At 65.5% G+C, this 22,303-nt stretch carries 23 protein-coding genes; 14 read left to right on the forward strand and 9 right to left on the reverse strand.

The features are described 5' to 3' along the window. Positions 1-226 precede the first annotated feature (226 nt). Both ACVOLV_RS11885 and ACVOLV_RS11890 read right to left on the reverse strand, forming a co-directional pair. On the reverse strand, positions 227-586 hold the full coding sequence (locus ACVOLV_RS11885) for a hypothetical protein (protein ID WP_303748684.1): 360 nt from the start codon (positions 584-586) through the stop codon (positions 227-229). After that, positions 583-1,536 carry a hypothetical protein gene (locus tag ACVOLV_RS11890; RefSeq protein WP_481554581.1) on the reverse strand — a complete coding sequence of 318 codons (954 nt, stop codon included), beginning with the start codon at positions 1,534-1,536 and terminating at the stop codon, positions 583-585. The genes ACVOLV_RS11885 and ACVOLV_RS11890 overlap by 4 nt, the downstream gene beginning before the upstream one ends. A 147-nt stretch (positions 1,537-1,683) precedes the next feature. Between ACVOLV_RS11890 and prmA the strand changes: the two genes are divergently transcribed. From prmA to purD, 7 genes are all read left to right on the forward strand, one after another. Continuing rightward, positions 1,684-2,598, forward strand: a complete 915-nt coding sequence (gene prmA / locus ACVOLV_RS11895; protein WP_481554582.1) for a 50S ribosomal protein L11 methyltransferase — start codon at positions 1,684-1,686, stop codon at positions 2,596-2,598. Positions 2,599-2,627: 29 nt separating this feature from the next. Next, positions 2,628-3,557: a DUF3426 domain-containing protein gene (locus tag ACVOLV_RS11900; protein ID WP_481554583.1), complete on the forward strand. Its 930-nt coding sequence runs from the start codon at positions 2,628-2,630 to the stop codon at positions 3,555-3,557. A 99-nt stretch (positions 3,558-3,656) separates the two neighbouring features. Then, entirely contained in the window at positions 3,657-3,929 is a 273-nt protein-coding gene (fis, locus tag ACVOLV_RS11905) for a DNA-binding transcriptional regulator Fis (RefSeq protein ID WP_057626401.1), read from the forward strand. Positions 3,930-4,149: 220 nt separating this feature from the next. Further along, positions 4,150-5,733, forward strand: coding sequence for a bifunctional phosphoribosylaminoimidazolecarboxamide formyltransferase/IMP cyclohydrolase (gene purH / locus ACVOLV_RS11910; RefSeq protein WP_481554584.1), 1,584 nt, complete (start codon positions 4,150-4,152; stop codon positions 5,731-5,733). Between the two features lie 22 nt (positions 5,734-5,755). After that, positions 5,756-6,583 (forward strand): hypothetical protein, encoded by an 828-nt coding sequence (locus tag ACVOLV_RS11915; protein WP_481554585.1) that lies wholly within the window; start codon positions 5,756-5,758, stop codon positions 6,581-6,583. Continuing rightward, positions 6,583-6,993 carry a hypothetical protein gene (locus tag ACVOLV_RS11920; protein ID WP_481554586.1) on the forward strand — a complete coding sequence of 137 codons (411 nt, stop codon included), beginning with the start codon at positions 6,583-6,585 and terminating at the stop codon, positions 6,991-6,993. Before ACVOLV_RS11915 ends, ACVOLV_RS11920 begins: the two co-directional genes overlap by 1 nt. Positions 6,994-7,014: 21 nt before the next feature. Beyond that, the gene (gene purD, locus ACVOLV_RS11925) at positions 7,015-8,301 is read left to right on the forward strand and encodes a phosphoribosylamine--glycine ligase (RefSeq protein WP_481554587.1); all 1,287 of its coding nucleotides are present in this window, start codon (positions 7,015-7,017) and stop codon (positions 8,299-8,301) included. 206 nt (positions 8,302-8,507) lie between these two features. Here purD and ACVOLV_RS11930 read toward each other — a convergent pair whose 3' ends face one another. Beyond that, complete coding sequence (locus ACVOLV_RS11930; protein WP_481554588.1) at positions 8,508-9,503, reverse strand: aldo/keto reductase; 996 nt, start codon at positions 9,501-9,503, stop codon at positions 8,508-8,510. Between the two features lie 82 nt (positions 9,504-9,585). Here ACVOLV_RS11930 and ACVOLV_RS11935 point away from each other — a divergent pair, with 82 nt between their 5' ends. Both ACVOLV_RS11935 and yccS read left to right on the forward strand, forming a co-directional pair. After that, positions 9,586-10,503, forward strand: coding sequence for a LysR family transcriptional regulator (locus ACVOLV_RS11935; protein WP_481554589.1), 918 nt, complete (start codon positions 9,586-9,588; stop codon positions 10,501-10,503). 91 nt (positions 10,504-10,594) lie between these two features. Next, positions 10,595-12,763, forward strand: a complete 2,169-nt coding sequence (gene yccS / locus ACVOLV_RS11940) for a YccS family putative transporter (RefSeq protein ID WP_481554590.1) — start codon at positions 10,595-10,597, stop codon at positions 12,761-12,763. 455 nt (positions 12,764-13,218) lie between these two features. Here the strand turns inward: yccS and ACVOLV_RS11945 are convergent, their stop codons facing one another. Beyond that, positions 13,219-14,430, reverse strand: a complete 1,212-nt coding sequence (locus tag ACVOLV_RS11945; RefSeq protein WP_481554591.1) for an MFS transporter — start codon at positions 14,428-14,430, stop codon at positions 13,219-13,221. A 96-nt stretch (positions 14,431-14,526) separates the two neighbouring features. Here ACVOLV_RS11945 and ACVOLV_RS11950 point away from each other — a divergent pair, with 96 nt between their 5' ends. From ACVOLV_RS11950 to ACVOLV_RS11970, 5 genes are all read left to right on the forward strand, one after another. Continuing rightward, complete coding sequence (locus ACVOLV_RS11950) at positions 14,527-15,399, forward strand: LysR family transcriptional regulator (RefSeq protein WP_481554592.1); 873 nt, start codon at positions 14,527-14,529, stop codon at positions 15,397-15,399. A gap of 82 nt (positions 15,400-15,481) precedes the next feature. Further along, positions 15,482-17,371 carry an MFS transporter gene (locus ACVOLV_RS11955; RefSeq protein ID WP_481554593.1) on the forward strand — a complete coding sequence of 630 codons (1,890 nt, stop codon included), beginning with the start codon at positions 15,482-15,484 and terminating at the stop codon, positions 17,369-17,371. 98 nt (positions 17,372-17,469) lie between these two features. Further along, entirely contained in the window at positions 17,470-17,802 is a 333-nt protein-coding gene (locus ACVOLV_RS11960) for a hypothetical protein (protein WP_481554594.1), read from the forward strand. Positions 17,803-17,823: 21 nt separating this feature from the next. Beyond that, positions 17,824-18,105: a CD225/dispanin family protein gene (locus ACVOLV_RS11965; protein WP_481554595.1), complete on the forward strand. Its 282-nt coding sequence runs from the start codon at positions 17,824-17,826 to the stop codon at positions 18,103-18,105. Between the two features lie 48 nt (positions 18,106-18,153). Then, positions 18,154-18,570: a DUF2752 domain-containing protein gene (locus ACVOLV_RS11970; RefSeq protein ID WP_481554596.1), complete on the forward strand. Its 417-nt coding sequence runs from the start codon at positions 18,154-18,156 to the stop codon at positions 18,568-18,570. Positions 18,571-18,711: 141 nt separating this feature from the next. Here ACVOLV_RS11970 and ampE read toward each other — a convergent pair whose 3' ends face one another. The 5 genes from ampE to ACVOLV_RS11995 all read right to left on the reverse strand — a co-directional run bounded on the left by ampE (position 18,712) and on the right by ACVOLV_RS11995 (position 22,240). After that, positions 18,712-19,596 (reverse strand): regulatory signaling modulator protein AmpE, encoded by an 885-nt coding sequence (gene ampE, locus ACVOLV_RS11975; protein WP_481554597.1) that lies wholly within the window; start codon positions 19,594-19,596, stop codon positions 18,712-18,714. A 73-nt stretch (positions 19,597-19,669) separates the two neighbouring features. Further along, entirely contained in the window at positions 19,670-20,575 is a 906-nt protein-coding gene (gene nudC, locus ACVOLV_RS11980) for an NAD(+) diphosphatase (RefSeq protein WP_481554598.1), read from the reverse strand. 68 nt (positions 20,576-20,643) lie between these two features. Continuing rightward, positions 20,644-21,030 (reverse strand): iron-sulfur cluster insertion protein ErpA, encoded by a 387-nt coding sequence (erpA, locus tag ACVOLV_RS11985; protein WP_282270651.1) that lies wholly within the window; start codon positions 21,028-21,030, stop codon positions 20,644-20,646. A gap of 32 nt (positions 21,031-21,062) precedes the next feature. After that, positions 21,063-21,497, reverse strand: coding sequence for a bactofilin family protein (locus ACVOLV_RS11990; protein WP_481554599.1), 435 nt, complete (start codon positions 21,495-21,497; stop codon positions 21,063-21,065). A 2-nt stretch (positions 21,498-21,499) separates the two neighbouring features. Next, positions 21,500-22,240: a DUF6776 family protein gene (locus ACVOLV_RS11995; RefSeq protein WP_481554600.1), complete on the reverse strand. Its 741-nt coding sequence runs from the start codon at positions 22,238-22,240 to the stop codon at positions 21,500-21,502. Positions 22,241-22,303 lie beyond the last annotated feature (63 nt).

The raw sequence follows: 22,303 nt of genomic DNA on the forward strand, positions 1-22,303 counted from the left end.
AGCGCTACATCGACACCGGCAGCATGAAGGCCTGAGGCCACACCTGTAGTGGCGCGCCCAGCGCGGCCCGGGGGGGTTCCGCGGCAAACCGCCCCCCCCCCCCCCCCCCCCCCCCCAACCCGGGTGCGGGGCTCGCAGTGCCGAGATTGGCGGGGCACTGCAGAAACAAACGCGCACAAAAAAGGCGGGAATCCCCGCCTTTTTTGTGTCTGGCGAAAACGCCGGTTTACTCAGCGCCCACCGCGCTGCCCTTCAGCGGCTCGGTACCCAGCGGCGAACTGGGATCCACCACCGTCACCGTTTCCACCGAACCATCCGGCCAGACGATCTGGAAGCTGCTGCCCGGCTGCAAGGTGTTGAACGGCATGCCACTCTGCGCGCGGTACACCGCTGCCGCCTGGGTGGCGCCGGCACGGCGCAGGTCTTCGTCGGATTTGACGGTGGTCAGCTTGATCTTGGACAGCGCCCGGTAGCGGTCTTCATAGGTATCGATCAGCACCACGCCGACCGCGCCCGCCGAATAGGCCACAAACAACACGACCCAGACCCAGAACTTTGCCCCATGCAGGAAGCGTTTGTAATTCATCGCACACCTCGGCGCGCATCGCGCAAGCTGTTGACCATCTCGTTCATTTTTTCCATACCCTGGCGCGGTACCGCTGCGTCGTAAACGAAAGACTGAAAATCCTGTTGGGGATCGCGCGAGCAGATCCCGCCATTGGCGCAATACGCCACCATCAATGCACTGCCAGGTCCGCATGCCAGGCCCAGCTGACACGCTGCAACCTGCCAGGCCAATTGGCTGAACTGGCTGCCGGCAACCATGCCCCGGTACGCGTCGTCACCGGCCGCAGCAGTACCCATCGCGCCCGAGATCGCCAGGAAGGCTTCCGGGTCCTGCGAGGACTGCACACGCTCCACCAGCCCGCGGCGGTATTCGGGCGTGTCACTCAGGGGTTCACCCATCGACAGCAGCGCTGCTTCGGCCGCCAGGTTGCCCCCCTTGGCCGATACCATGCGCTGCTGCAGCAGGCGCGTGCGGCCGAGTCCATCGGCGGCGGTGAAGCCTGCACAGCCCTGGCGCACCTTGCCGCGTGCGGTCAGCATCGCCGAGATCACGTCCAGGTCCATACGCTGCAATGCGGCGCTGTCCAGCGCGTAGCCAGATGGGTCCATCGCAAACACGCCGCAATAGTCGTAGATGCGACTGGCCATCCAACCGGCCTCGGCATTGCCCGCGTTGGCAGCTGCCTGCAGCTGGTGAGCGTAGGCGAACAGGTCACTGCCGTTCTCGAAGGCCGCGCGCAGGTCCAGCGGCAAACCTGCCGCAACCGCAGTGGATTGCTCCGGAACCACCGCGACGGCGGCAGCCAGCAGTGGCGCAGCCAACTCAGCTGGGCCGGCATTGCTTGCCGCAGCCACCTCCACTGTATCGCCATGCAGCAGATTGCCGCTGCGAACGCCCAGCGCCGCCATCAGCACTGCCGCAGGCAGCACCAACAGATACCAGGGTTTTCTGGCCAGCAGGGAGAGCATGGGAAGGCGTCAGCCGCTTACACGGTTATAGGTCGGGGATTCTATCAATACCCACGACCGGGCCGGCTGAACCGGCCAGCTGAACGCGCAATTGCTGCCCGCCTCGTCTAGGATGCGTGCCCTGTCCCGCCGTTGCCGTACGCCGCCATGCCCTTCCTTGAATTGACCCTGCGCTGCACCGAAGCCACCCAGCCCCGTTACGAGAACGCCCTCGACGACGTCGGCGCACTGGCGGTGACCATGCTCGACGCCGACGCTGACACCAGCAACGAGCGCGCGATCCTCGAGCCGGGCGTGGGCGAGACCCCGCTATGGAACGAGCTCACGCTGAGCGCGCTGTTCCCCGCCGATACCAATGCGCTGGCCCTGCTGGCTGCGCTGGAGTCCTTCGACCCGGGCCTGGAATGGAGCAACGCCAGCTTCCGCGCCGTGCAGGACGAAGACTGGGAACGCGCCTGGCTGGACCAGTTCCAGCCAATGCAGTTCGGCCAGCGCACCTGGATCGTCCCGTGGAACCATGAGCTGCCGGAAGCCGCGCAGGCCGCCGACGCTGCCATCGTGCGCCTGGACCCGGGCCTGGCCTTCGGCTCCGGCACCCACCCGACCACCGCGTTGTGCCTGCGCTGGCTGGACCAGCTCTCTGCCGAGGGCAAGCTGGCCGGCAACACCGTGCTCGATTTCGGCTGCGGCTCCGGCATCCTCGCCCTGGCTGCGCTGAAGCTGGGCGCCGCGGCGGCCGTGGGCGTGGACAACGACCCGCAGGCGCTGATCGCCACCCACGACAACGGTGAGCGCAACGGCGTGCATATCGCCGCCTACCTGCCGGAAGACGAGCCAGTTGCCACCTACCCGGTGGTGGTCGCCAACATCCTGGCCTCGGCGCTGGACGCCCTGGCCGAACTGCTGGCTGCGCGCGTCGCCGCAGGCGGGCAGATTGCCCTGTCCGGCATCCTGCACGGCCAGGAAGACGAGCTGCTGGAACGCTACGCCACCTGGTTCGACCAGCTTGAAGCCACCCAGGATGGCGACTGGATGCGCATCACCGGCGTGCGCCGTGCTTGAATGGGGCCAGTGCCTCAGCCAGCCCAGCCATGACTGACGAAACCGCGCCGACCCAGCCGTCCCTGGCCACCTTCCTGCAAGGTCCGGCCAAGCCGAGTACGCCCAAGCCAGGCACGCCGGAAAGCGCGCCTGCTGCGTCGACGAGCGATGACACACAGGCGACGCTTGCGCTTGATCTGCCTTTGCCGACGGATCGAGCCGAACTGGTGCAGGCTGACGTCGAGCAGACGGAAGTCACACCGGCCGAAGTCGAGCCTGTCGAGCTGGAGCGTGCTGATGTTGAAACAGCTGTAGCTGAGCGCGTGGTAGCCGAGCACGCTGAACTACCGCAGCCGGAAGCGGCGCAACCCGAGCTGGTCCTGCCGCAAACTGCCGTCATCAGTGGCAACACCGGCATCGAGGACACGGAGCCGGCAGAAGACAGCGCATCACCGGCAGTCATCGCGCCCAGCTTCGCGCGCGCGAACCGCGCGCATGCGGCAGCGCCGGCCGACACGCCACGCTGGCAGTGGGGGCTGGTGCTGGCACTGGCCGTGCTGCTTGGCCTGCAGATCATCCTGGCCGACCGCGCCAAGTTGGCCGCCGATGCCGGCACCCGGCCGCTGGTCAGCGGCCTGTGCAGCGTGCTGCGCTGCTCGTTGCCGCCGTGGCACGAACCCAGCGCCTACAGCATGCTCAGCCGCGACATCCGTCCGGTACCCGGGCAGGCCGGCGCGCTGCAGGTACAGACCAGCTTCCGCAACGATGCGCGCTGGGCGCAGGCTTGGCCAGCGCTGCGCCTGTCGCTGTCCGATGCCGATGGCCGGGTGATCGGCCGCCGTACCCTGCAGCCGGCCGAATACCTCGGCGCTGGCGCCGATCCGTTGGCACGACTGGAGCCCGGGCAGAGCGCGCAGGTGTCATTCCGGCTGCGCGAACCGGCCGCCGCCACGGTCGCCTTCAGCTTCGAATTTCAGTAACCGCCTGACGATGGCGTGGCAGGCCGACGGCCCACGCGCTAGACTCCCATCCCCATGCCGGGCCAACGCGCCCGACTTTGCTGAACCCGGGAACTCTCCTTGAACGCTGCCCCCACCCGTCCTGACACCAGTCGTGGCGCTCCCAAGCCGCCGCTTCGCGAACACGTTGCCCAGTCCGTGCGGCGCTACCTGCGCGATCTGGACGGCTGTGACGCCGACGACGTGTACGAGATCGTGCTGCGCGAGATGGAAATCCCGTTGTTCGTGGAAGTGCTGAACCACTGCGAAGGCAACCAGAGCCGCGCGGCGGCACTGCTGGGCATTCACCGCGCGACCCTGCGCAAGAAGCTGAAGGAATACGGGCTGGCGTAAGCCCCGGACTGCCTGTAGTGCCGAGCCATGCTCGGCAGAAGCGTTACCGGTAATCCCTGCCGTCGTGCATTGCTGGGAAAGCCCCTTGCCGAGCATGGCTCGGCACTACATGTGCATTGCTGGGAAAGCCCCTTGCCGAGCATGGCTCGGCACTACACCCTGCTTCTGTGTGACCGCGCGGCTACAATATGGGCCCGCTTCCGCTTCCCCCTGCCTCCCCATGTCTTCTGATCTGCTGCCCGTACGCCGGGCTCTGCTGTCCGTTTCCGACAAGACCGGCCTGATCGATCTGGCCCGTGCCCTGGCTGCCCGCAACGTCGAGCTGCTGTCCACCGGCGGCACCGCCAAGGCGATCCGCGAGGCCGGCCTGCCGGTCAAGGACGTGTCCGATGTCACCGGCTTCCCGGAGATGATGGACGGCCGGGTCAAGACCCTGCATCCGATGGTGCACGGCGGCCTGCTCGGCCGCGCCGGCACCGATGACGCGGTGATGGCAGAACACGGCATCGCCGCGATCGATCTGCTGGTACTGAACCTGTACCCATTCGAATCAGTCACTGCCAAGGCCGACTGCACGCTCGCCGACGCGGTTGAGAACATCGACATCGGCGGCCCGGCAATGCTGCGCAGCGCGGCCAAGAACTTCGCCCGCGTCGCGGTGGCGACCAGCCCGGACCAGTACGACGCGCTGTTGGCCGAACTGGCCAGCAACGACGGCAAGCTGTCCGCCGCCAAGCGCTTCGAACTGTCGGTGTCCGCGTTCAATCGCGTTGCCCAGTACGACGCGGCGATCAGCAACTACCTGTCGGCAGTGACCGACACCAGCGCTGCGGTGCCGGTGCGTAACGAATACCCGGCGCAGATGAACTCCTCTTTCATCAAGGTCATGGACCTGCGCTACGGCGAGAACCCGCACCAGAGCGGCGTGTTCTACCGCGACCTGTATCCGGTGCCGGGCACGCTGGCTACCTTCGTGCAGCTGCAGGGCAAGGAACTGAGCTACAACAACCTGGCCGACGCCGATGCCGCATGGGAATGCGTGCGTCAGTTCGATGTGCCGGCCTGTGTCATCGTCAAGCACGCCAATCCGTGTGGCGTGGCCGTGGCTGCCGATGTCGGCGCCGCCTACGAGATGGCCTACAACACCGACCCGACCAGCGCCTTCGGCGGCATCCTCGCCTTCAACCGCACGCTGGACGCGGCCACCGCCAAGGCCATCCTCGACCGCCAGTTCGTCGAAGTGCTGATCGCACCGGACTACGAACCGGCCGCGCTGGACTACGCCACCAAGAAGGCCAATGTGCGCGTGCTGCGCATCCCGGCTGGTGATGCACGCAACAACTACGACACCAAGCGCATCGGTTCGGGCCTGCTGATCCAGAGCGCCGACAACCGCGGCATGAGCGTCGACGAGCTGAAGACCGTCACCCAGCGCGCGCCGACTGCGGCTGAAACGCGTGATTTGTTGTTCGCATGGCGCGTGGCCAAGTACGTCAAGTCCAACGCGATTGTCTACGCCAAGGACGAGCGCACGATTGGTGTGGGCGCCGGCCAGATGAGCCGCGTCTACTCTGCACGCATCGCCGGTATCAAGGCCGCCGATGCTGGCCTGGTGGTGCCGGGTTCGGTGATGGCATCGGATGCGTTCTTCCCGTTCCGTGATGGCCTGGACGCGGCTGCCGAAGCCGGCATCACCGCGGTGATCCAGCCGGGCGGTTCGATGCGTGACAACGAAGTGATCGCCGCCGCCGACGAACATGGCATCGCCATGGTGTTCACCGGCGTGCGTCACTTCCGTCACTGATTCCGTTACCGAGAGCTGGCACATGGCGACCAGGGTTTTCCCGCGTTTGATTTCCCTGCTCGCCGTCGCCCTGCTGGCTTCGTGCCAGCAGGGCACGCCCGCACAGGGCGATGCTCCAGCAGCAAAGCCGAAACTCAGCTACGAGGCCGGGGTGTTGGCCGTACTGCAGGAACGCTATGGCAGCACCGTGCAGTTGCAGGGGCAATGGACGCAGCAACTGAGTGATGCCGATCTGGGTCAGGCGCGTCCGGTGCATCGCGATATCTGCGCCGACCAGAGCATCAAGTTGCAGAACGGCAACTACCGCATGCTGGCAATCTGCACCAGCTATGACGACGCCAGCCCGATCGAACTGGGCAGCACCGATTTCATCGTCCTGCATCGCGCAGCCGATGACGGCGTCAGCGTCGCCGCCGAATTGCTTGGCCAGGGCAGCGGCACCGGTGGCAAGCCTGGCAAGGTGACCACGTTGCAGATCGGCGCCAACGCCTGGGGCTTCCAGGTCGACGACGAACTGGTGGTGGTCGGCGCAGCAATGCGCAACCGCGCCTGGTACGTGTTCGACGGCAACGAGAAACTGTCCAGCGCAGGCTGGCTGCGCAGCCACCTGGATGATCGCAATGCCATTGACTGCAATGCCTCCGGCAACTGCTCGCACGGCCGCCTGGACCTGAATTTCGACGCAGCTCCTGACAACAGCCAGCCGCAGCTGGCCTATTGGCCGCTGCGCGTGCAGGAGAAAGGCCGGGGCTGTGCCGGCGCGGTGAACAAGCACCATGACATCGCCTATGACAGCGCCCAATCGCGCTATCTGATTCCTCCCACCATGCAGCTTGAGGCTTGCAACTGATGCGCAGCGCCCTTCTCGTCGTCACCGCCGGCCTTTGCCTCGCGCTGCTTGCCGGCTGCGGCAACAGCTCGCTCAACGATGCACAGCGCACTGCGCTTGCCACGCTCGGCAAGCAACTGCCCACGCAATACCGCGATGGCTTGATCATCGACTCGGCGCATCGCCATGCCGATGACATCGTCTTCATGGTGCGCTCTCCCGATGCCAGCGTCGCCATGGCCAAGGCCAAGCCCGAACTGTTCGAGGCACTGCGCCGTGATGAGGCCGAAGCCATCGTCCAGCTGTGCGCGGAACCGGCGATGAAGCCGGTCTATGCCGCTGGTGGCGGTGCGCGTCGACGTTTTGTGGATGCCAATGGCGCGGTCTTCTTCGAAGTCACGCTGAAAGCCTCCGACTGCACTCCCCATTGATGCCCCACAGGAACTGACCCCATGAAAATCCTCGTCATCGGCTCCGGCGGCCGCGAACACGCACTTGCCTGGAAGCTGGCGCAATCGCCGCGCGTAAGCGAAGTGATCGTCGCCCCCGGCAATGCTGGCAGCGCCACCGAAGGCAAGTGTCGCAATGTCGCGATCAAGGTCACCGACATCGATGGCCTGCTGAAGCTGGCACAGGACGAGGCCGTGGGCCTGACCGTGGTCGGCCCGGAAGTGCCGCTGGTGCTGGGCGTGGTCGATCGCTTCCGTGAAGCAGGCCTGCGCATCTTCGGGCCGACCGCCGCTGCCGCGCAGCTGGAAGGCAGCAAGGCCTTTGCCAAGGATTTCCTCGCACGTCACGGCATTCCCACCGCGTACTACGCCGTGCATACCGAAGTGGATGCGGCGCTGGCTTACCTGCACGAGAAAGGCGCCCCCATCGTGATCAAGGCCGACGGCCTGGCCGCCGGCAAGGGCGTGATCGTGGCGATGACCATGGAAGAAGCCGAAGCGGCCGTGCACGACATGCTCAGCGGCAATGCATTCGGCGACGCCGGCGCGCGCGTGGTTATCGAGGAATTCCTCGAAGGCGAGGAAGCAAGCTTCATCTCGATGGTCGATGGCCGCATCGCGTTGCCGATGGCCACCAGCCAGGACCACAAGCGTGTTGGCGACGGCGATACCGGCCCGAACACCGGCGGCATGGGCGCCTACTCACCGGCACCGGTAGTGACCCCGGACGTGCATGCACGGGTGATGCGCGAGGTGGTGGAACCGACCGTGGCCGGCATGATTGCCGACGGCGTGCCGTTCACTGGTTTCCTGTACGCCGGTCTGATGATTGATGGCGCCGGCGCGCCGAAGGTGATCGAGTTCAACGTGCGCTTCGGCGACCCGGAAACCCAGCCGGTGATGCTGCGCCTGCAGTCGGATCTGGTCGATCTGGTTGAAGCCGCCATTGATGGCGCATTGGCGGGGGTGGAAGCGCAGTGGGACCCGCGACCGTCGCTCGGTGTTGTGCTGGCGGCCAAGCCCTATCCGGAAAATCCGATCACCGGCGATGTGATCAGTGGCTTGGGTGATGTGCCGGCCAGCGCCAAGGTATTCCATGCAGGTACCGCATTGGACGCCGACGGCAATGTGGTCAGCGCCGGCGGCCGTGTGTTGTGTGTTGCAGCGCTGGGGGACAGCGTTGGCGATGCGCAGAAGCACGCCTACGCGGGTGTGGCCAAGATCCACTGGGCCAACGAGTTCCACCGCAACGATATCGGCTGGCGCGCGATCGCGCGCGAGCAGCAGTAAGCGGAACACAAACGGTGGGGCCGAGCCATGCTCGGCAAGGGGCTCTACCGGCAATGCCGCAGAAGCTACCCCTCCCCAACCCTCCCCTGCACTGCGTGCAAGGGAGGGAGCACAAACGGTAGTGCCGAGCCATGCTCGGCAGGGGCCTTATCGGGAAAGCTTCAGCCGAGCATGGCTCGGCTCTACATTTGACGCAGAGCTCGGCTCTACCGATGCACGCTGCCGATGCTCGCCGCCGGGTAACGCAGCCCCGCCGCCACATCCACCGGGAACACCGCGTCAATCCGCGCCAGGTCCTCGGCACTCAAAACCACATCCAGCGCACCCAGGTTCTCCTCCAGATACGGCAGACGCTTGGTGCCCGGAATCGGCACCAGGTCATCGCCCTGCGCCAACACCCAGGCCAAGGCCAATTGCCCCGGGCTCACGCCCTTGTCGGCGGCAATCGCATTGACCTGTTCCACCAGCGCCAGATTGCGGGCGAAATTCTCGCCCTGGAAACGCGGCGAGTTGCGTCGGTAATCACCGTCCTCGAAATCCGCCGGGCTGCGGATCGCGCCAGTCAGGAAGCCGCGACCCAATGGCGAGTACGGCACGAAGCCAATGCCAAGCTCACGCACCGTGGCCAGCACATCGTTCTGCTCCGGCTCGCGTGACCACAGCGAATACTCGGTCTGCAGCGCAGTGATCGGGTGCACCGCATGCGCGCGGCGGATCGTCTCCGGCGCCGCCTCGGACAGGCCCAGGTAACGCACCTTGCCCTGCTCCACCAAACGCGACATCGCACCCACGGTGTCCTCGATCGGGACCAAGGGATCAACGCGGTGCTGGTAGTACAGATCAATATGATCCACACCCAAACGCTGCAGGCTGGCCTCGCAGGCGGCCTGCACATACTCCGGGCGACCATCGACACCACGCGCCTGCGGGTCATTGGCATCCAGCCGCACACCGAACTTGGTGGCCAGGAACACCTGCGCGCGTCGATCGGCAATCGCCTTGCCGACCAGCACCTCGTTGGTATGCGGGCCGTACATGTCGGCGGTATCCAGCAAGGTCACGCCAAGCTCCAGCGCGCGGTGGATGACCGCAATCGAGGCCGCGTCATCACCACGGCCGCCATAGAACGCGCTCATGCCCATGCAGCCCAGGCCCAACGCGGAAACAACCGGGCCATTACGGCCAAGCACTCGGGTTTTCATTGGCAACTCCAGCTCGCTAAGGACGGGAGTAACTGTAGGCGCTCGCCACTATGCCGATAAAGATGGATACTCCGAACTGACCATGAAGCCAGACTTCACAGTAGAGCCCTCCCTCCTGCCCGCGCTGGCAGCCTTTGCCTGCGTGGCCCGGCACGCCAGCTTTCGCCACGCCGCGATCGAACTGGGGGTATCGCCGTCGGCGTTGTCGCAGACCATCCGCAACCTGGAGCGCCGGCTCGGCACCCGCCTGCTGCAGCGGACCACGCGCCGGGTTGGCCTCACCGAGGCCGGACAGCGCCTGCTGCAGGACACCGCACCGGCACTCGCCCGCATCGGCGAAGCCTTGCATGCGGTGGAAGCCAACCGCGACGTCGCCACCGGCCAGCTGCGCATCACCGCGCCGCGCTTTGCCATCGAATACCTGCTGCTGCCACACCTGCCCGCCTTCCATGCCGCCTACCCGCAGGTGGAAGTGGAACTGTCGATGCAGGCGGCGCTGGTCGATGTGGTCGGCGAAGGCTTCGATGCCGGCATCCGCCTGGGCGAGGCATTGGCTGACGGCATGATCGCAGTGCCGCTGGGGCCGCCGCTGCGTTGGACCGTGGTCGCTGCACCGGACTATCTGCTACGGCACGGCACGCCGCAGACGCCCGAAGCGCTGATCGGCCATGCCTGCATCCGCCACCGCAACAGCAATGGCCGGGTGATGCCCTGGGAGTTCAGCCGTGATGGCCGCGACTTCACCCTCGACGTCAGCGGGCCACTGCTGCTCAACGACAGCACCCTGGCCTTGCAGGCAGCGCGCGAAGGCCTCGGCCTGCTGCAGATCTTCGAAGCGATCGCCCGTGCCGATATCGAAGCCGGTCGCATGCATGGGCTGCTGGATGACTGGCAGCCACCCTATGCCGGCTTCCATCTTTATTACCCCTCGCGCGAGCAGTTGGCACCCAAGCTGCGCGTGTTCCTGGATTTCATGCGTGCGGCCAACGCTGCAGTTTGATTCCCGCACGCTTGCAGACGGATCGCGCTTGCCTGCATCGCGGCGGCACCGCAAGCTGACAGCCTGATCACAGCGAGTACCCGCTTCCGGCATGCGCCGCCTCGACCGCCACCTGGGCCAACTCTGGGCCCACGAAAAAGCCAGCTACGGGCTGCGCGTGTTCATCGCGCTCACCGCTGCCATTGCCTATGGCTGGTACGACGGCCACATCGAAGCGATTCCCGGCCTGTTCCTGGGCATCATCGCCAGCGCCATCGCCGAGACCGATGACAACTGGTGGGGCCGCACCAAATCGGTGTTGCTGTCGCTGCTGTGTTTCGTCGCTGCTGCGGCTGCGGTCATTGCGCTTTTCCCCTACCCGGTCCCCTTCATCAGCGCGTTGGCACTGACCGCCTTCGGCCTGACCCTGCTCGGGGCGCTGGGCGAGCGCTATGCCTCCATCGGCCAGGCCACGGTGACGCTGGCGATCTACGCGATGATCGCGATGGACCAGCACCACAACGTCAGCCAGCAACAGGCGCTACGCGAGGTGATCCCGCTGCTGGTAGGCGCCAGCTGGTATGGCCTGCTGTCGATCCTGTGGACGGCGATGTTCGCCAACCGCCCGGTGCGCGAACGCCTGGCGCGGCTGTTCTTCGAACTCGGCCAGTACCTGCAGCTCAAGGCCGACCTGTTCGAGCCGGTGCGGCAAGGTGATCTGGAAGCACGACGGCTGGCGCTTGCCGAACAGAACGTGCGCGTGGTGCAAGCGCTGAACATCGCCAAGACCGCCATCCTCAGCCGCTTCGGCCGCTCTGGCCGGCCCGGGGTGCAGTCGGGTCTGTACTTTCGCCTGTACTACATGGCGCAGGATTTCCACGAACGCGCCAGCTCCTCGCACTATCCATACGAAGCCCTGGCCGACGCCTTCTTCCACAGCGACGTGCTGTACCGCTGCCGGCGCCTGCTGTCGCTGCAGGGCAAGGCCTGCCAGACGCTGGGTGAGGCCATCCGCCTGCGCCAGTCGTTCGACTATGGCGAGCGCGCCCGCGTCGCCGGCCAGGACCTCCAATCTTCTTTGCAGTACCTGCGTGAGCAGCGCAATCCGCAGTGGACGCGCCTGCTCGGCTCGCTGCAACTCCTTGCCGCCAACCTGAGCAGCATCGAGCGGCAGCTGTCCGAGGCCGCGCTGGCCGATACGCCACTGGAAGGCATCGATACCCGCCTGCGCGATTCCTCGCCGCATACCCTGCGCGAAATGGGCACGCGTCTGCGCCAGGCGCTGACGCCCGGCTCGCTGCTGTTCCGCCATGGCGTGCGCATCGCACTGGCCTTGATCGCCGGTTACGCGCTGCTGAAGCTGGTGCACCCGGAAAACGGCTACTGGATCCTGCTGACCATCGTCTTCGTGTGCCGGCCCAACTTCGGCGCCACCCGCCTGCGGCTGGTGCAGCGCATCGCCGGCACCTTGCTGGGCCTGGGCGTGACCTGGGCACTGATGCAGTTGTTCCCCGGCACCGGCCTGCAGCTGCTGTTGGCCTTGGCCGCGGCCTTGCTGTTCTTCTTCACCCGCACCGATAGGTATCTGCTGGCGACCGCCGCGATCACGGTGATGGCCTTGCTGTGCTTCAACCTGATCGGCAACGGCTTCGTGCTGATCTGGCCGCGCTTCCTCGACACCTTGATCGGCTGCATCATCGCCGCGATCGCCTCGTTGTTGATCCTGCCCGACTGGGAAGGCCGGCGCCTGCACAAGGTGATGGCGCAGGTGATCGCCACCAGCACCGCCTATCTGGATGAAGTGCTGGGCCAGTACCGCAGCGGCATGCGCGACGACCTGCCCTACCGCATCGCCCGCCGCGACATGCACAACGCCGACGTCGCGCTGTCGGTGGCCCTGGCCAACATGCTGCGCGAGCCGGGCTACGCGCGAGGCAACCTGGATGCGGGTTTTCGTTTCCTTGGGCTGTCCAATACCCTGCTCGGCTATCTGTCGGCGCTGGGCGCACATCGCGCGCAGGCTGAGGCGGTCCATGGGGACGCACTGGTTGCTGATGGCCATCGGCAGTTGCAGCAATCCTTGGCTGCGCTGGCTGACGCCTTGAACCGGCGCCAGGCGGCCGAGCCGCAGGAAGATGAGATCGCGCTGGCTGATGCGCTGGAGCAGATGTCGGACGAGATCGATGAGAAGTCGCGACTGGTGCGTACCCAGCTGGCCTTGATGCTGCGACTGTTGCCCAAGCTGAGGGCGGCAGCGGAAGAGGCGATGTTGCCGGCCTAGCTGCTGTTGCCCCCTCCCTTGCGCGTAGCGCAGGGGAGGATTGGGGAGAGGCGCCGTTGATTTTGCCTTTTGTTTTTCCCATACGGCATAGAACCCAGCCGCTCAGATCGCAGGCAATGCGCGAACGGAACGATCACCAGCTTCGCGGCTTACGCCGCTCCTACAAGTGATTGGCTGCGGATCCAGCTGTGGATGTTGCTGTTGCTGTTGCTTGGGCTTGGGCTGTTGCTATGGCTGTGGCTGTGCCTTCTCCCGCCTGCGGGGGAAGGTGCCCGGAGGGCGGATGGGGGGACGCTTTGGCTTTGGCTTTGGCTTCAGGCCTCAACCACCAATCTACAACCCAGTGCGCAGACGATCCGTCAACGGAACGGTTGCCAGCTTCGCGGCTTGCGCCGCTCCTACAAAAGCCTGGCATGCACGCCCTTCGGCGAGGGTGACGTTATCGGCTTCGCGGCTTACGCCGCTCCCACATTCTTTGCCGCTTGCTTGCGGGCTGGCATGAAGTACACCAGCAAGCCAATCACCGCGAACACGCCGCCCAGTGCGCAAACGCCGTTCCAGCCGTGGCGCGTCCACGCCATCGTGCTCAGCACCGAGCCACTGGCACCGCCGATGAAGTAGCAGGTCATGTAAGCCGAGGTGATGCGGCTGCGGGCGCTCTCATCCAATTGGTAGATCACGCTCTGGTTGTTGATATGCACCGCCTGCACGGCGATATCCAGCAACAGCACGCCCACGATCAGCGCCGCCAGCGACACCGGCGCGAACGCCAGCAACAACCACGACAGCAACATCATCAGCAGACCACCCAGCGCCACCGCACGGCCGTAACCGCGGTCGCTGAGCTTGCCTGCGCTGCTGGCAGCCAACGCACCTGCCGCACCAATCAAACCAAACAGACCAATGGTGGCAATCGAGTAACCGTAAGCCGGGCCCGACAACAGGAAGGCCAGCGGCGTCCAGAACACGCTGAAGCCGGCAAACAGCAGGCCACCGAGCACGGAACGCTGACGCAGCAGCGGCTCATCGCGCAGCAAGGCCAGTACCGAACCGATCAGGCGCGGATAGGAGAGCGTGGCGCTGGGCTGATGCGCCGGCAGCAGGCGTGCCAGCACCACCGCAAGCACCAGCAAGGCAACGCAGGCCACCCAGTAGATCGTATGCCAGGAACCCAACCCGGCCAGCACGCCGGAGGCGGTACGCGCCAACAGGATGCCCAGCAGCAGGCCGGCCATGATGGTGCCAACCACCCGCCCGCGATGCTCCGGCTCGGCCAGGCCAGCCGCATGCGCCACGATCACCTGCGCCGCCACCGCGCTGAGACCGGATAGCGCCGTGCCCACCAGCAACTGCACGAAGTGCGTCGCGGTGGCGCTGATCGCCAGGCCCACCGCCGCCAGCACGAACAGGGCGACGATCAGGCGCCGGCGCTCCACGCGGTCACCCAGCGGCACGATCAGCAGCAGACCGGCGGCGTAGGCCAGCTGTGCCACCGTCACCACCCAACCCGCCTCGTCGGCACCAATCCCGAAGGCCTCGGCCAGGATCTGCAGCAGCGGCTGCGCGTAATAGTTGCCAGCCACGATCAGGCCAGTGGCTGCGGCCAGCAGCAGGACCTGCGGCTGGCTCAAGGGACGGTGGTGGGACGGGGATGCGGGGGTTGTCATGGGAGAGGCCACGGGGGAACAGGGGCAAGTCTGGGCCTGCCCCATCAATGACGCCAATGTATTGTTTTCATCCCATCCATCTGTTTCAGTGATGGCATGTTTACCCTGCGCCAGCTCGAATTCGCCGTCGCCGTGGCCGAGGAAGGCGGCTTCACCGCCGCGGCGGCCCGCTGCCACACCGTGCAATCGGCACTGAGCCACCAGATCGCCCGGCTCGAGGACGCCTTTGGCACCCGCCTGTTCGAACGCAGCCACCGCCGGGTACGGCCCACCGCTGCCGGCGAGGTGTTCCTGCACAACGCCCGGCTGACCCTGCAGTCGGCAGCACGCCTGCAGGAAGAGATGGCGCTGACCCTGGGCACGGTGCGCGGCCGCATCAACATCGGCCAGATCACCTCGCTCAATGTGGTCGATGTGCCGGCACTACTGGCCGCGTTCCGGGCCGCGCACCCTGCCGTCGAGGTCCACCTCAAAGCGGGCATGAGCGATGTGCTGCTGGCTGAATTGGAGCAGGGCAACCTGGACGTGGCGCTGGTCGGCGTTGGCCCGCAGATCACCCTGCCGCCGCAGCACCGCCTGTTGCACGAGGAAGGTCTGTCGCTGGTGATGCCCGTCGATCATCCACTGGCCAGCAGCAGTGCCATCCCGCTGCAGGCGCTGCAAGGCCTGCCATTGGCGGCGCTGGTACCCGGCGCCGGCGTGCGCCGGATGCTGGATGACGCCCTGCGCGAACGCGGCATCCAGGCGCAGCTGCAATACGAGGTCACCCACAGCGAGCTGCAGCAGCAGCTGGTCGCCGCTGGCCTGGCGGTCGCGGTGGTGCCGGACAGCATGGCTGCAAGGATGCAGCGCACCGTGGTGCGGCCGCTGGTCGAGCCATTCCGCTTCCGTACCTGTGCGGTGTGGCGGGCCGATCCAACCCCGGCCGCGCGCGCATTGCTGAGCCTTTTGCCCGCAGGCGACGGCTGAGAAACATCTGCACTGCAGGCCCGGCTTGACCAATCCGGCCATGCCGTTCTGCTAAGGTGCCGCGCAGCACCGAGGAGTCACGATGTCCGGCCACAACCAGTTTGCCCTGCTCAAGCAGCGCCGCTTCCTCCCGTTCTTCATCGTCCAGGCGCTGGGCGCATTCAACGACAACATCTATCGCCAGGCGATCATCGGCCTGCTGTTCTATCTCGGTGTCAGCAGCGAAGAACGCACGCTGTACACCAACCTTGCACCGGCACTGTTCATCCTGCCCTACTTCCTGTTCTCGGCACTTGCCGGGCAGATCGCCGAGAAACTCGAGAAGCAGAAACTCATCGTCATCACCACCACCATGGAAATCGTGGTGATGTCACTGGCCGCGGTCGGCTTTCTTACCCAGAACATGCCTGTGCTGCTGGTCGCGCTGTTCTGCACCGGTCTGCAATCGACCTTGTTCGGGCCGGTCAAATATTCGGTGCTGCCGTCCATCCTCAAGCCCGAGGAATTGACCGGCGGCAATGGCCTGGTGGAAATGGGCACCTCCATTTCCATCCTCACAGGCATGATTGCCGGCGGCATGATCTTCGCGCTGGCCGGTGCATACGGCCCCATCGTCGCTGCGGTCGCGATCATCGCGCTGGCGCTGATCGGCAACATAACCGCGCGCATGATTCCGCGCGTGGACGCCGGCGCACCCGAGCTGAAGATCAACTGGAACCCGATCAGCGAATCACTGGCGGTGCTGCGCCTTGCCAAGAAACAGAAGGCGGTACGCAACGCCATCCTCGGTGTGTCCTGGTTCTGGTTCTTCGGCACCGTGCTCACCTCGCAGTTGCCGACCTATGCGGTGGTGAACCTGGGCGGCGACGAGGTGCTGTACATCTTCGCGTTGGCGCTGTTCTCGCTGGGCACCGGTGTCGGCTCGCTGCTGTGCGAAAAGCTGTCCGGGCGCATCGTCGAGATCGGCCTGGTGCCGCTGGGCGCGTTCGGCATGAGCGCGTTCCTGCTGGACCTGTACTTCGCACGTACCGGCGTGGTCAGCGTCACCGGCTTGGATGTTGCCGGCTTCATCCAGCAGCCCGGCAGCTGGCGCATCATCATCGACCTGCTCGGCATCGGCTTGTTCACCGGCTTCTTTGTGGTGCCGCTGTTCGCACTGATCCAGAGCCGCACGCCGAAATCGGAGATGTCGCGCGTGTTCGCCGCGCTCAACATCCAGAACTCCGGCTTCATCGTGCTGGCCGCGGTGCTCGGCCTGATCACCCAGAGCGTGCTCAAGTGGAGCATCCCGCAGCTGTTCCTGGCCCTGGCCGTCGCAAATATCGTGGTCGCGGTCTACATCTTCAGCATCGTGCCCGAGTTCCTGATGCGCTTCCTCAGCTGGCTGATGGTGCGCACCCTGTACCGGCTGCGGGTCAAGGGCGTGGAAGCCAACGTGCCGGACGAAGGTGCCGCACTGATCGTCTGCAACCACGTCAGCTACATGGATGCGCTGATCCTGTCAGCGGTGATTCCGCGTCCGGCGCGTTTCGTCATGTACTACAAGATCTTCAACGTGCCGGTGATGCGCTGGATCTTCAAGACCGCAAAGGCCATTCCGATCGCCAGCCCCAAGGAAGATGCCGCGCTGATGCAGCGCGCCTTCGACGAGGTGGATGCGGCGCTGGCCGAGGGCGAACTGGTCTGCATCTTCCCCGAGGGGGCCTTGACCAAGGACGGCGAGATTGCCGCCTTCAAGTCCGGGGTGGAGAAGATCCTGGCCCGGCGCCCGGTGCCGGTGGTGCCGATGGCACTGAAGGGCATGTGGTCCAGCATGTGGAGCCGCCGCGATACCCGGTTGGGGCAGATGCGGGTGCCGCGCCGCTTCCGCGCGCATATCGAGGTGGTGGCCGGACCACCGGTGGATGGCGCCCACACCGATGCCGCCCAACTGGAACTTCTGGTCCGCAAGTTGCGTGGCAATGAGGCCTGAGTAGGAAAGAACCCTTTCCAGAAATAGGACAAGTGGCTAGGCTAGCCTCCTATGTGTCTGCCGGGGGACCGCAGCACAGCCAAGGAGCAAGGGGATAAATGGACAACGCCACGCCATCACTGCCAGCCGCACCGCCTGCGCCGCCAACCGCGCCGCAGCAGGTGCACCACTATTACCACCCGCAGAAATCGGGCGGGATAGCGGCGTTGCTGGAGGTGCTGCCGGGGTTTTTCCAGGTTTTCGGTATTGGTCATCTGTACGCGGGCAACGTCGCCACCGGACTGATCATCATGTTCGGTTACTGGGCGGTTGCCTTCGTCAACTTCCTGCTGTGCTTTGTCTTCATCGGTTTCATCACGTGGCCCCTATGCTGGATCGCCACAATGATCATCTCGCCGCTGACCGCGGCGAATGCCTGCAAGTCACGCTGATTTTTCAACAAGGAGTTTTACGTGAATACAAGCAGTCCCGCCGTATCCAACAACCTCGTCTGGGCAATCCTGTCCACCCTGTTCTGCTGCCTGCCGCTGGGCATCGTCTCCATCGTCCACGCTGCCAAGGTCAATGGCCTGCTGGCTGCTGGTGATATCGCAGGCGCCCGTGATGCCTCCGACAAGGCCAAGAAGTGGGCCATCTATGCGGCTGGTGCGGGCATTGTCGTCACCATCCTGTACATCGTGCTGGTCATGGTGCTCGGCGTCGGCGGCGCGATGAGCGGCGCTTCGAGCTACTGATGAATCCGACAGGCCGGCCGGATCCGGCCGGCCTGTTGCTGTCCTGACATGCAGTTCCCGCAACACCTGCTGCGTTACATACCCTTGGCCGCGATTGCCGGCATCGGCGTGGGCGCTGCAGCGGTATTGAGCCGGGTCGATCCGAATACGCCTGGCAATCCGCTGCCAACCTGCCCCTTCTATGCCCTGACCGGCCTGTGGTGCCCCGGTTGCGGCAGCACCCGTTGCCTGCACGCCCTTGTCCACCTGGACCTGCCCCAGGCCATGGCGATGAATCCCCTGTTGATCGTCTCGATCGTGCCGGTGCTGGTGATGGCACTGCATGGCGCAGGCCTATGGCCAGCACGACTGCAATGGGCGGTACGCCTGTTCGCGCGACCGATCCCGTGGCTGGTGGTGATTGTTTCCTATTGGCTGCTGCGCAACCTGCCCTGGTACCCGTTCAACCTGCTCGCGCCGGGCTGACAAGCCACCTCAGGCGCCACGCAACCACGTAGCCCGGGTAAGCGCAGCGCACCCGGGACACATAGCGGGCAACCTGAAACACCACTGGAATCCTGTTGCCCGGGCGCGCTGACGCATACCCGGACTAGAACTGCCGCCGGCTCAGCCTACCCAGCCGGCGATCACCAGCAGCGCCAGCAGCGCCATCCACAGCAGCAGCGTGCGCCAGACCAGGCTCATCGCATCGCGCAGTTCCGGGTAGCGCTCATCAACCGGCACCTGCCCCGCCAGCCGTACCTCTTCGGCCTCTTCAACCAGCTCGGCACCCACGCTGGCGCGCGCGGCCTCGGTCAGGAAGCCGAGCTGCAACGCCCAGCGATTGCCTGCGGCACGGCGCCAGGCCGAGAACACGGTATCGAAATTACCCACCAGGGCCATCGACAGTGTCATCAACTGCGCCACCGGCCACTCCAGCACCGCCAGCAGCCAATCGCTGGCCCGCCGCTCGTCGTCGGACAGCTGCGCGGCCTGCGGCCCCTGGCTGCACTGCGCCAACAGGCGGTACAGCACCACGCCAAGCGGCCCCAGCAACAGAAACCAGAACAACGGCGCAAACCAGCGCCGCAGGGCATTGAGTGCGGTCGCTTCGACCAGCCCCGGTGCGTCCTCACGCAGGCTGCCGCCGGCCGCCTGCAGCTTCGACACTGCAAGCTCGGCAGCAGCAGCGTCATCGGCATCGATCACCGCTTCGACATCACGGTCCAGATCGCGCGGACCCCAGCACAGCGCCAATACCACCACCCCGAACAACAGCGAGGGCAGGCCGAACAGACCTCCAGCCAGTGCCCATTGCAGCAAGGCCACCAACAGCACGCAGGGCACGATCGCCAGCAGCACTGCATAGCGTGCGGACGACTCACCCAGTTGCGCACGCAAGCCGCCCAGGCAGCGCCCGAACCAGCGCCAGTCGCGCACGGCAGCCATCAGCGCCGGCGCCAGATGGCCCAACACCAATGCTGCAATTACCGCTACCAAGGTTGTGAACATGCGGCTCCTCCGGCCTGCAATTGTAGGCCTTGCCGGCGCTGCCGGGCCGCACCCGCCAGCGCGCAGATCGCACTCACCGGCGCTGGCTCTGGTACCACTGTTCGATCAGCGTGCGTGCAATGGACAGCCGTTGCGGCAGCAGGATGCCCTGCCCGTCATCGTCGGTATCGCGTTGCAGGGCCGCACCGACCTCATCGACGCTGAACCAGCGCGCGTCCTCGAGCTCGCCATCCACGGTCGGCACGTCATCGTGCGCGCTGGCACGGAAACCCACCATCAAGGCGCCCGGGAACGGCCACGGCTGGGTGCCCTGATAGTGCGCCTGGATCACCCGCACCCGTGCCTCCTCGAATACCTCGCGGGCGACGGTCTGCTCGAAGGTTTCGCCGGGCTCGACGAAGCCGGCCAGCACCGAATAGCGGCGCGCGATCCAGTTGCTCTGGCGACCCAACAACAGCCGGCCATTGTTCTCGACGGCGACGATGACGGCCGGATCCACGCGCGGATAGTGCTCGGTCCGGCATTGGTCGCAATGGCCAATGAAACCAAAACGGCCAAAACGTACTGGCGAGCCGCAGACGCCACAGAAGCGGTTGCGCGAATGCCAGTACGACATGCCGCGCGCGTAACAGAACACGTCGGCCACCTCGGCCGGCCAGTTCACCGCCGCCTGTCGCAGGTCCATGCGCTGCGGTGCCTGCACGGTCAGCGTTGCCGCCTCGGCGACAAACCAGGCGCGGCCCTCGCGCAGTCCAAGGAAGATCGCCACGCCCGGGCCACCGCCCAGCTCAAGACCGTTGAACAGCGCGGGCTGCCCTTGATCATCGGCGAACGCGGTGCCATCGGCATCCAACACCAATACCTGAGCAGTCGGCCACAAGGCCGCCAGTGCATCGGCATCGCCGCGCAAGGCATCGGAACGGTCCAGCGGCGCACCAACAAAGGCGTGCCCGGCAAAACGGGATTCAGGATTCAGCATCCGCCAGAGCCTGACGACAAAGCGCCGCCATCGCAAGCGCAGCCAGCCGCAATGCGGCCGGACCTGTCTTAAACCGAGAAGCTGCTACCGCAGCCGCAGGTGGTGCGGGCGTTGGGGTTGCGGATCACGAACTGCGCGCCGGTCAGGCTTTCGCTGTAATCCACCTCGGCACCCATCAGGTACTGCAGGCTCAGCGGATCGACCAGCAGGGTGACGCCTTCGGTAACCACCGCCAGGTCGTCCTCGGCACGGTTCTCATCGAACTCGAAGCCGTACTGGAAGCCGGAACAGCCACCGCCCTGGATGTAGACACGCAGGGCGAGTGCAGCGTTGCCCTCGTCCTGGATCAGCTCACGCACCTTGGAAGCCGCCGCCGGGGTGAAATTCAGCGGACGGTCCAGGGACTGGTAATCAGGCGCCGGCTGAACGCCGGGCAGGGAAACTAAGGTGCTCATGGCGCTCAGGATGGGGGCGTGAAGCCCCTGTTTCAAGCCGCAGCGGCTTCAGCTTTCTTGGATTTCTCGTTGCCCTTGGCATCGGGCGCCGGCAACGCAGCCATCGCCGCGGTGTGCAGCAGGCGGCCATTGAGCTGGGCACCGGCGCTCATTTCGACCACGGTGTAATGCACATTGCCGGTGACTCGGGCGCTGGGACTCAGCTCGATGCGCTCGCTGGCATGCACGTCGCCTTCCATGGTGCCGCTGAGCACTACCACGGCGGCGCGCACTTCACCCTCGATGCGGCCGTGCTCGGCCAGGGTCAGCATCGCCTTGGCGCCCTCCTCGGCAATCACCTTGCCGATGATGCGGCCTTCCACGTACAGGCTGCCGCTGAATACCACGTCGCCGCGGATTTCCACCTGCGAACCGATGAGGGCGTCTACCGAAAGGTCGGCATCGTGCTTGGACTTGCTTTTGAACATGCTTATTCCCCTCTGCCGTTGCCGGCGAGTTTCCAATCGAATGTCTGGTTGGAGCCCCCCCCGGATCCGGACAGGGAGACTCGCACACGTTGCGGTGTGAAATCCCGGGGCAGCATCACGCTACCGTCCAGTTGTTGGAAATAACGGAAGGAATAATCCTGCCCCGGCGCCCCTTTGCGCTGATGTAGGTCATCCCAGCTGACGGTCGTCAGCTTTCCGTCCTTCACACCCTCGACCGAGAACCGCATCTGGCCCTGGCTGATCGCGCCGCGATTGAGGTTCTGGGTCAGCACCACACTGTAGTGCCAGGTACCGGCCGCTTCCGGGGCGAATTCGACCGAATGGGCGTTCAGGCCCTTGCGCTGACTGGTGGAACCCACCAGCCGTTCATAAAAGGCGACATCGGCGCGCAGGCCGGCAATCTCTTCATCGCGCTCGCCCAGCGAGGTCTGCACCTCGTTGTTGGCGGCGCGGCTGATCTTGTCCGAGGCCTCCAGCGTGGCCTGGCGCTGCCGCAGCTCTTCCAGCTGGCCGCGCTGCTGGCTGACCACTGCCTCGCTCTGCCGCAGCTTCTCGCGCAGGCCGCCGGCATCAGGCGAGGCGTAGCGCGAGGCCAGCCAGCCGACCAGCAGCAGTGACAGCAGCCAAACGCCTGCCAGCACGGCAATCGGCACCCAGCCTGGGCGCGTGCTGGCGCCGCCGCGCGGGGTGATCTGGAAACGTGAAGAAGGTCGGTGGGTCATGGCAGGCTCCAGTGCTCGCGGAAGGGCGACACCTGTGCTCCGTCTGAAACGACGGTCCAGTGT

It is taken from the genome of Stenotrophomonas sp. STEN023 (assembly GCF_056760135.1).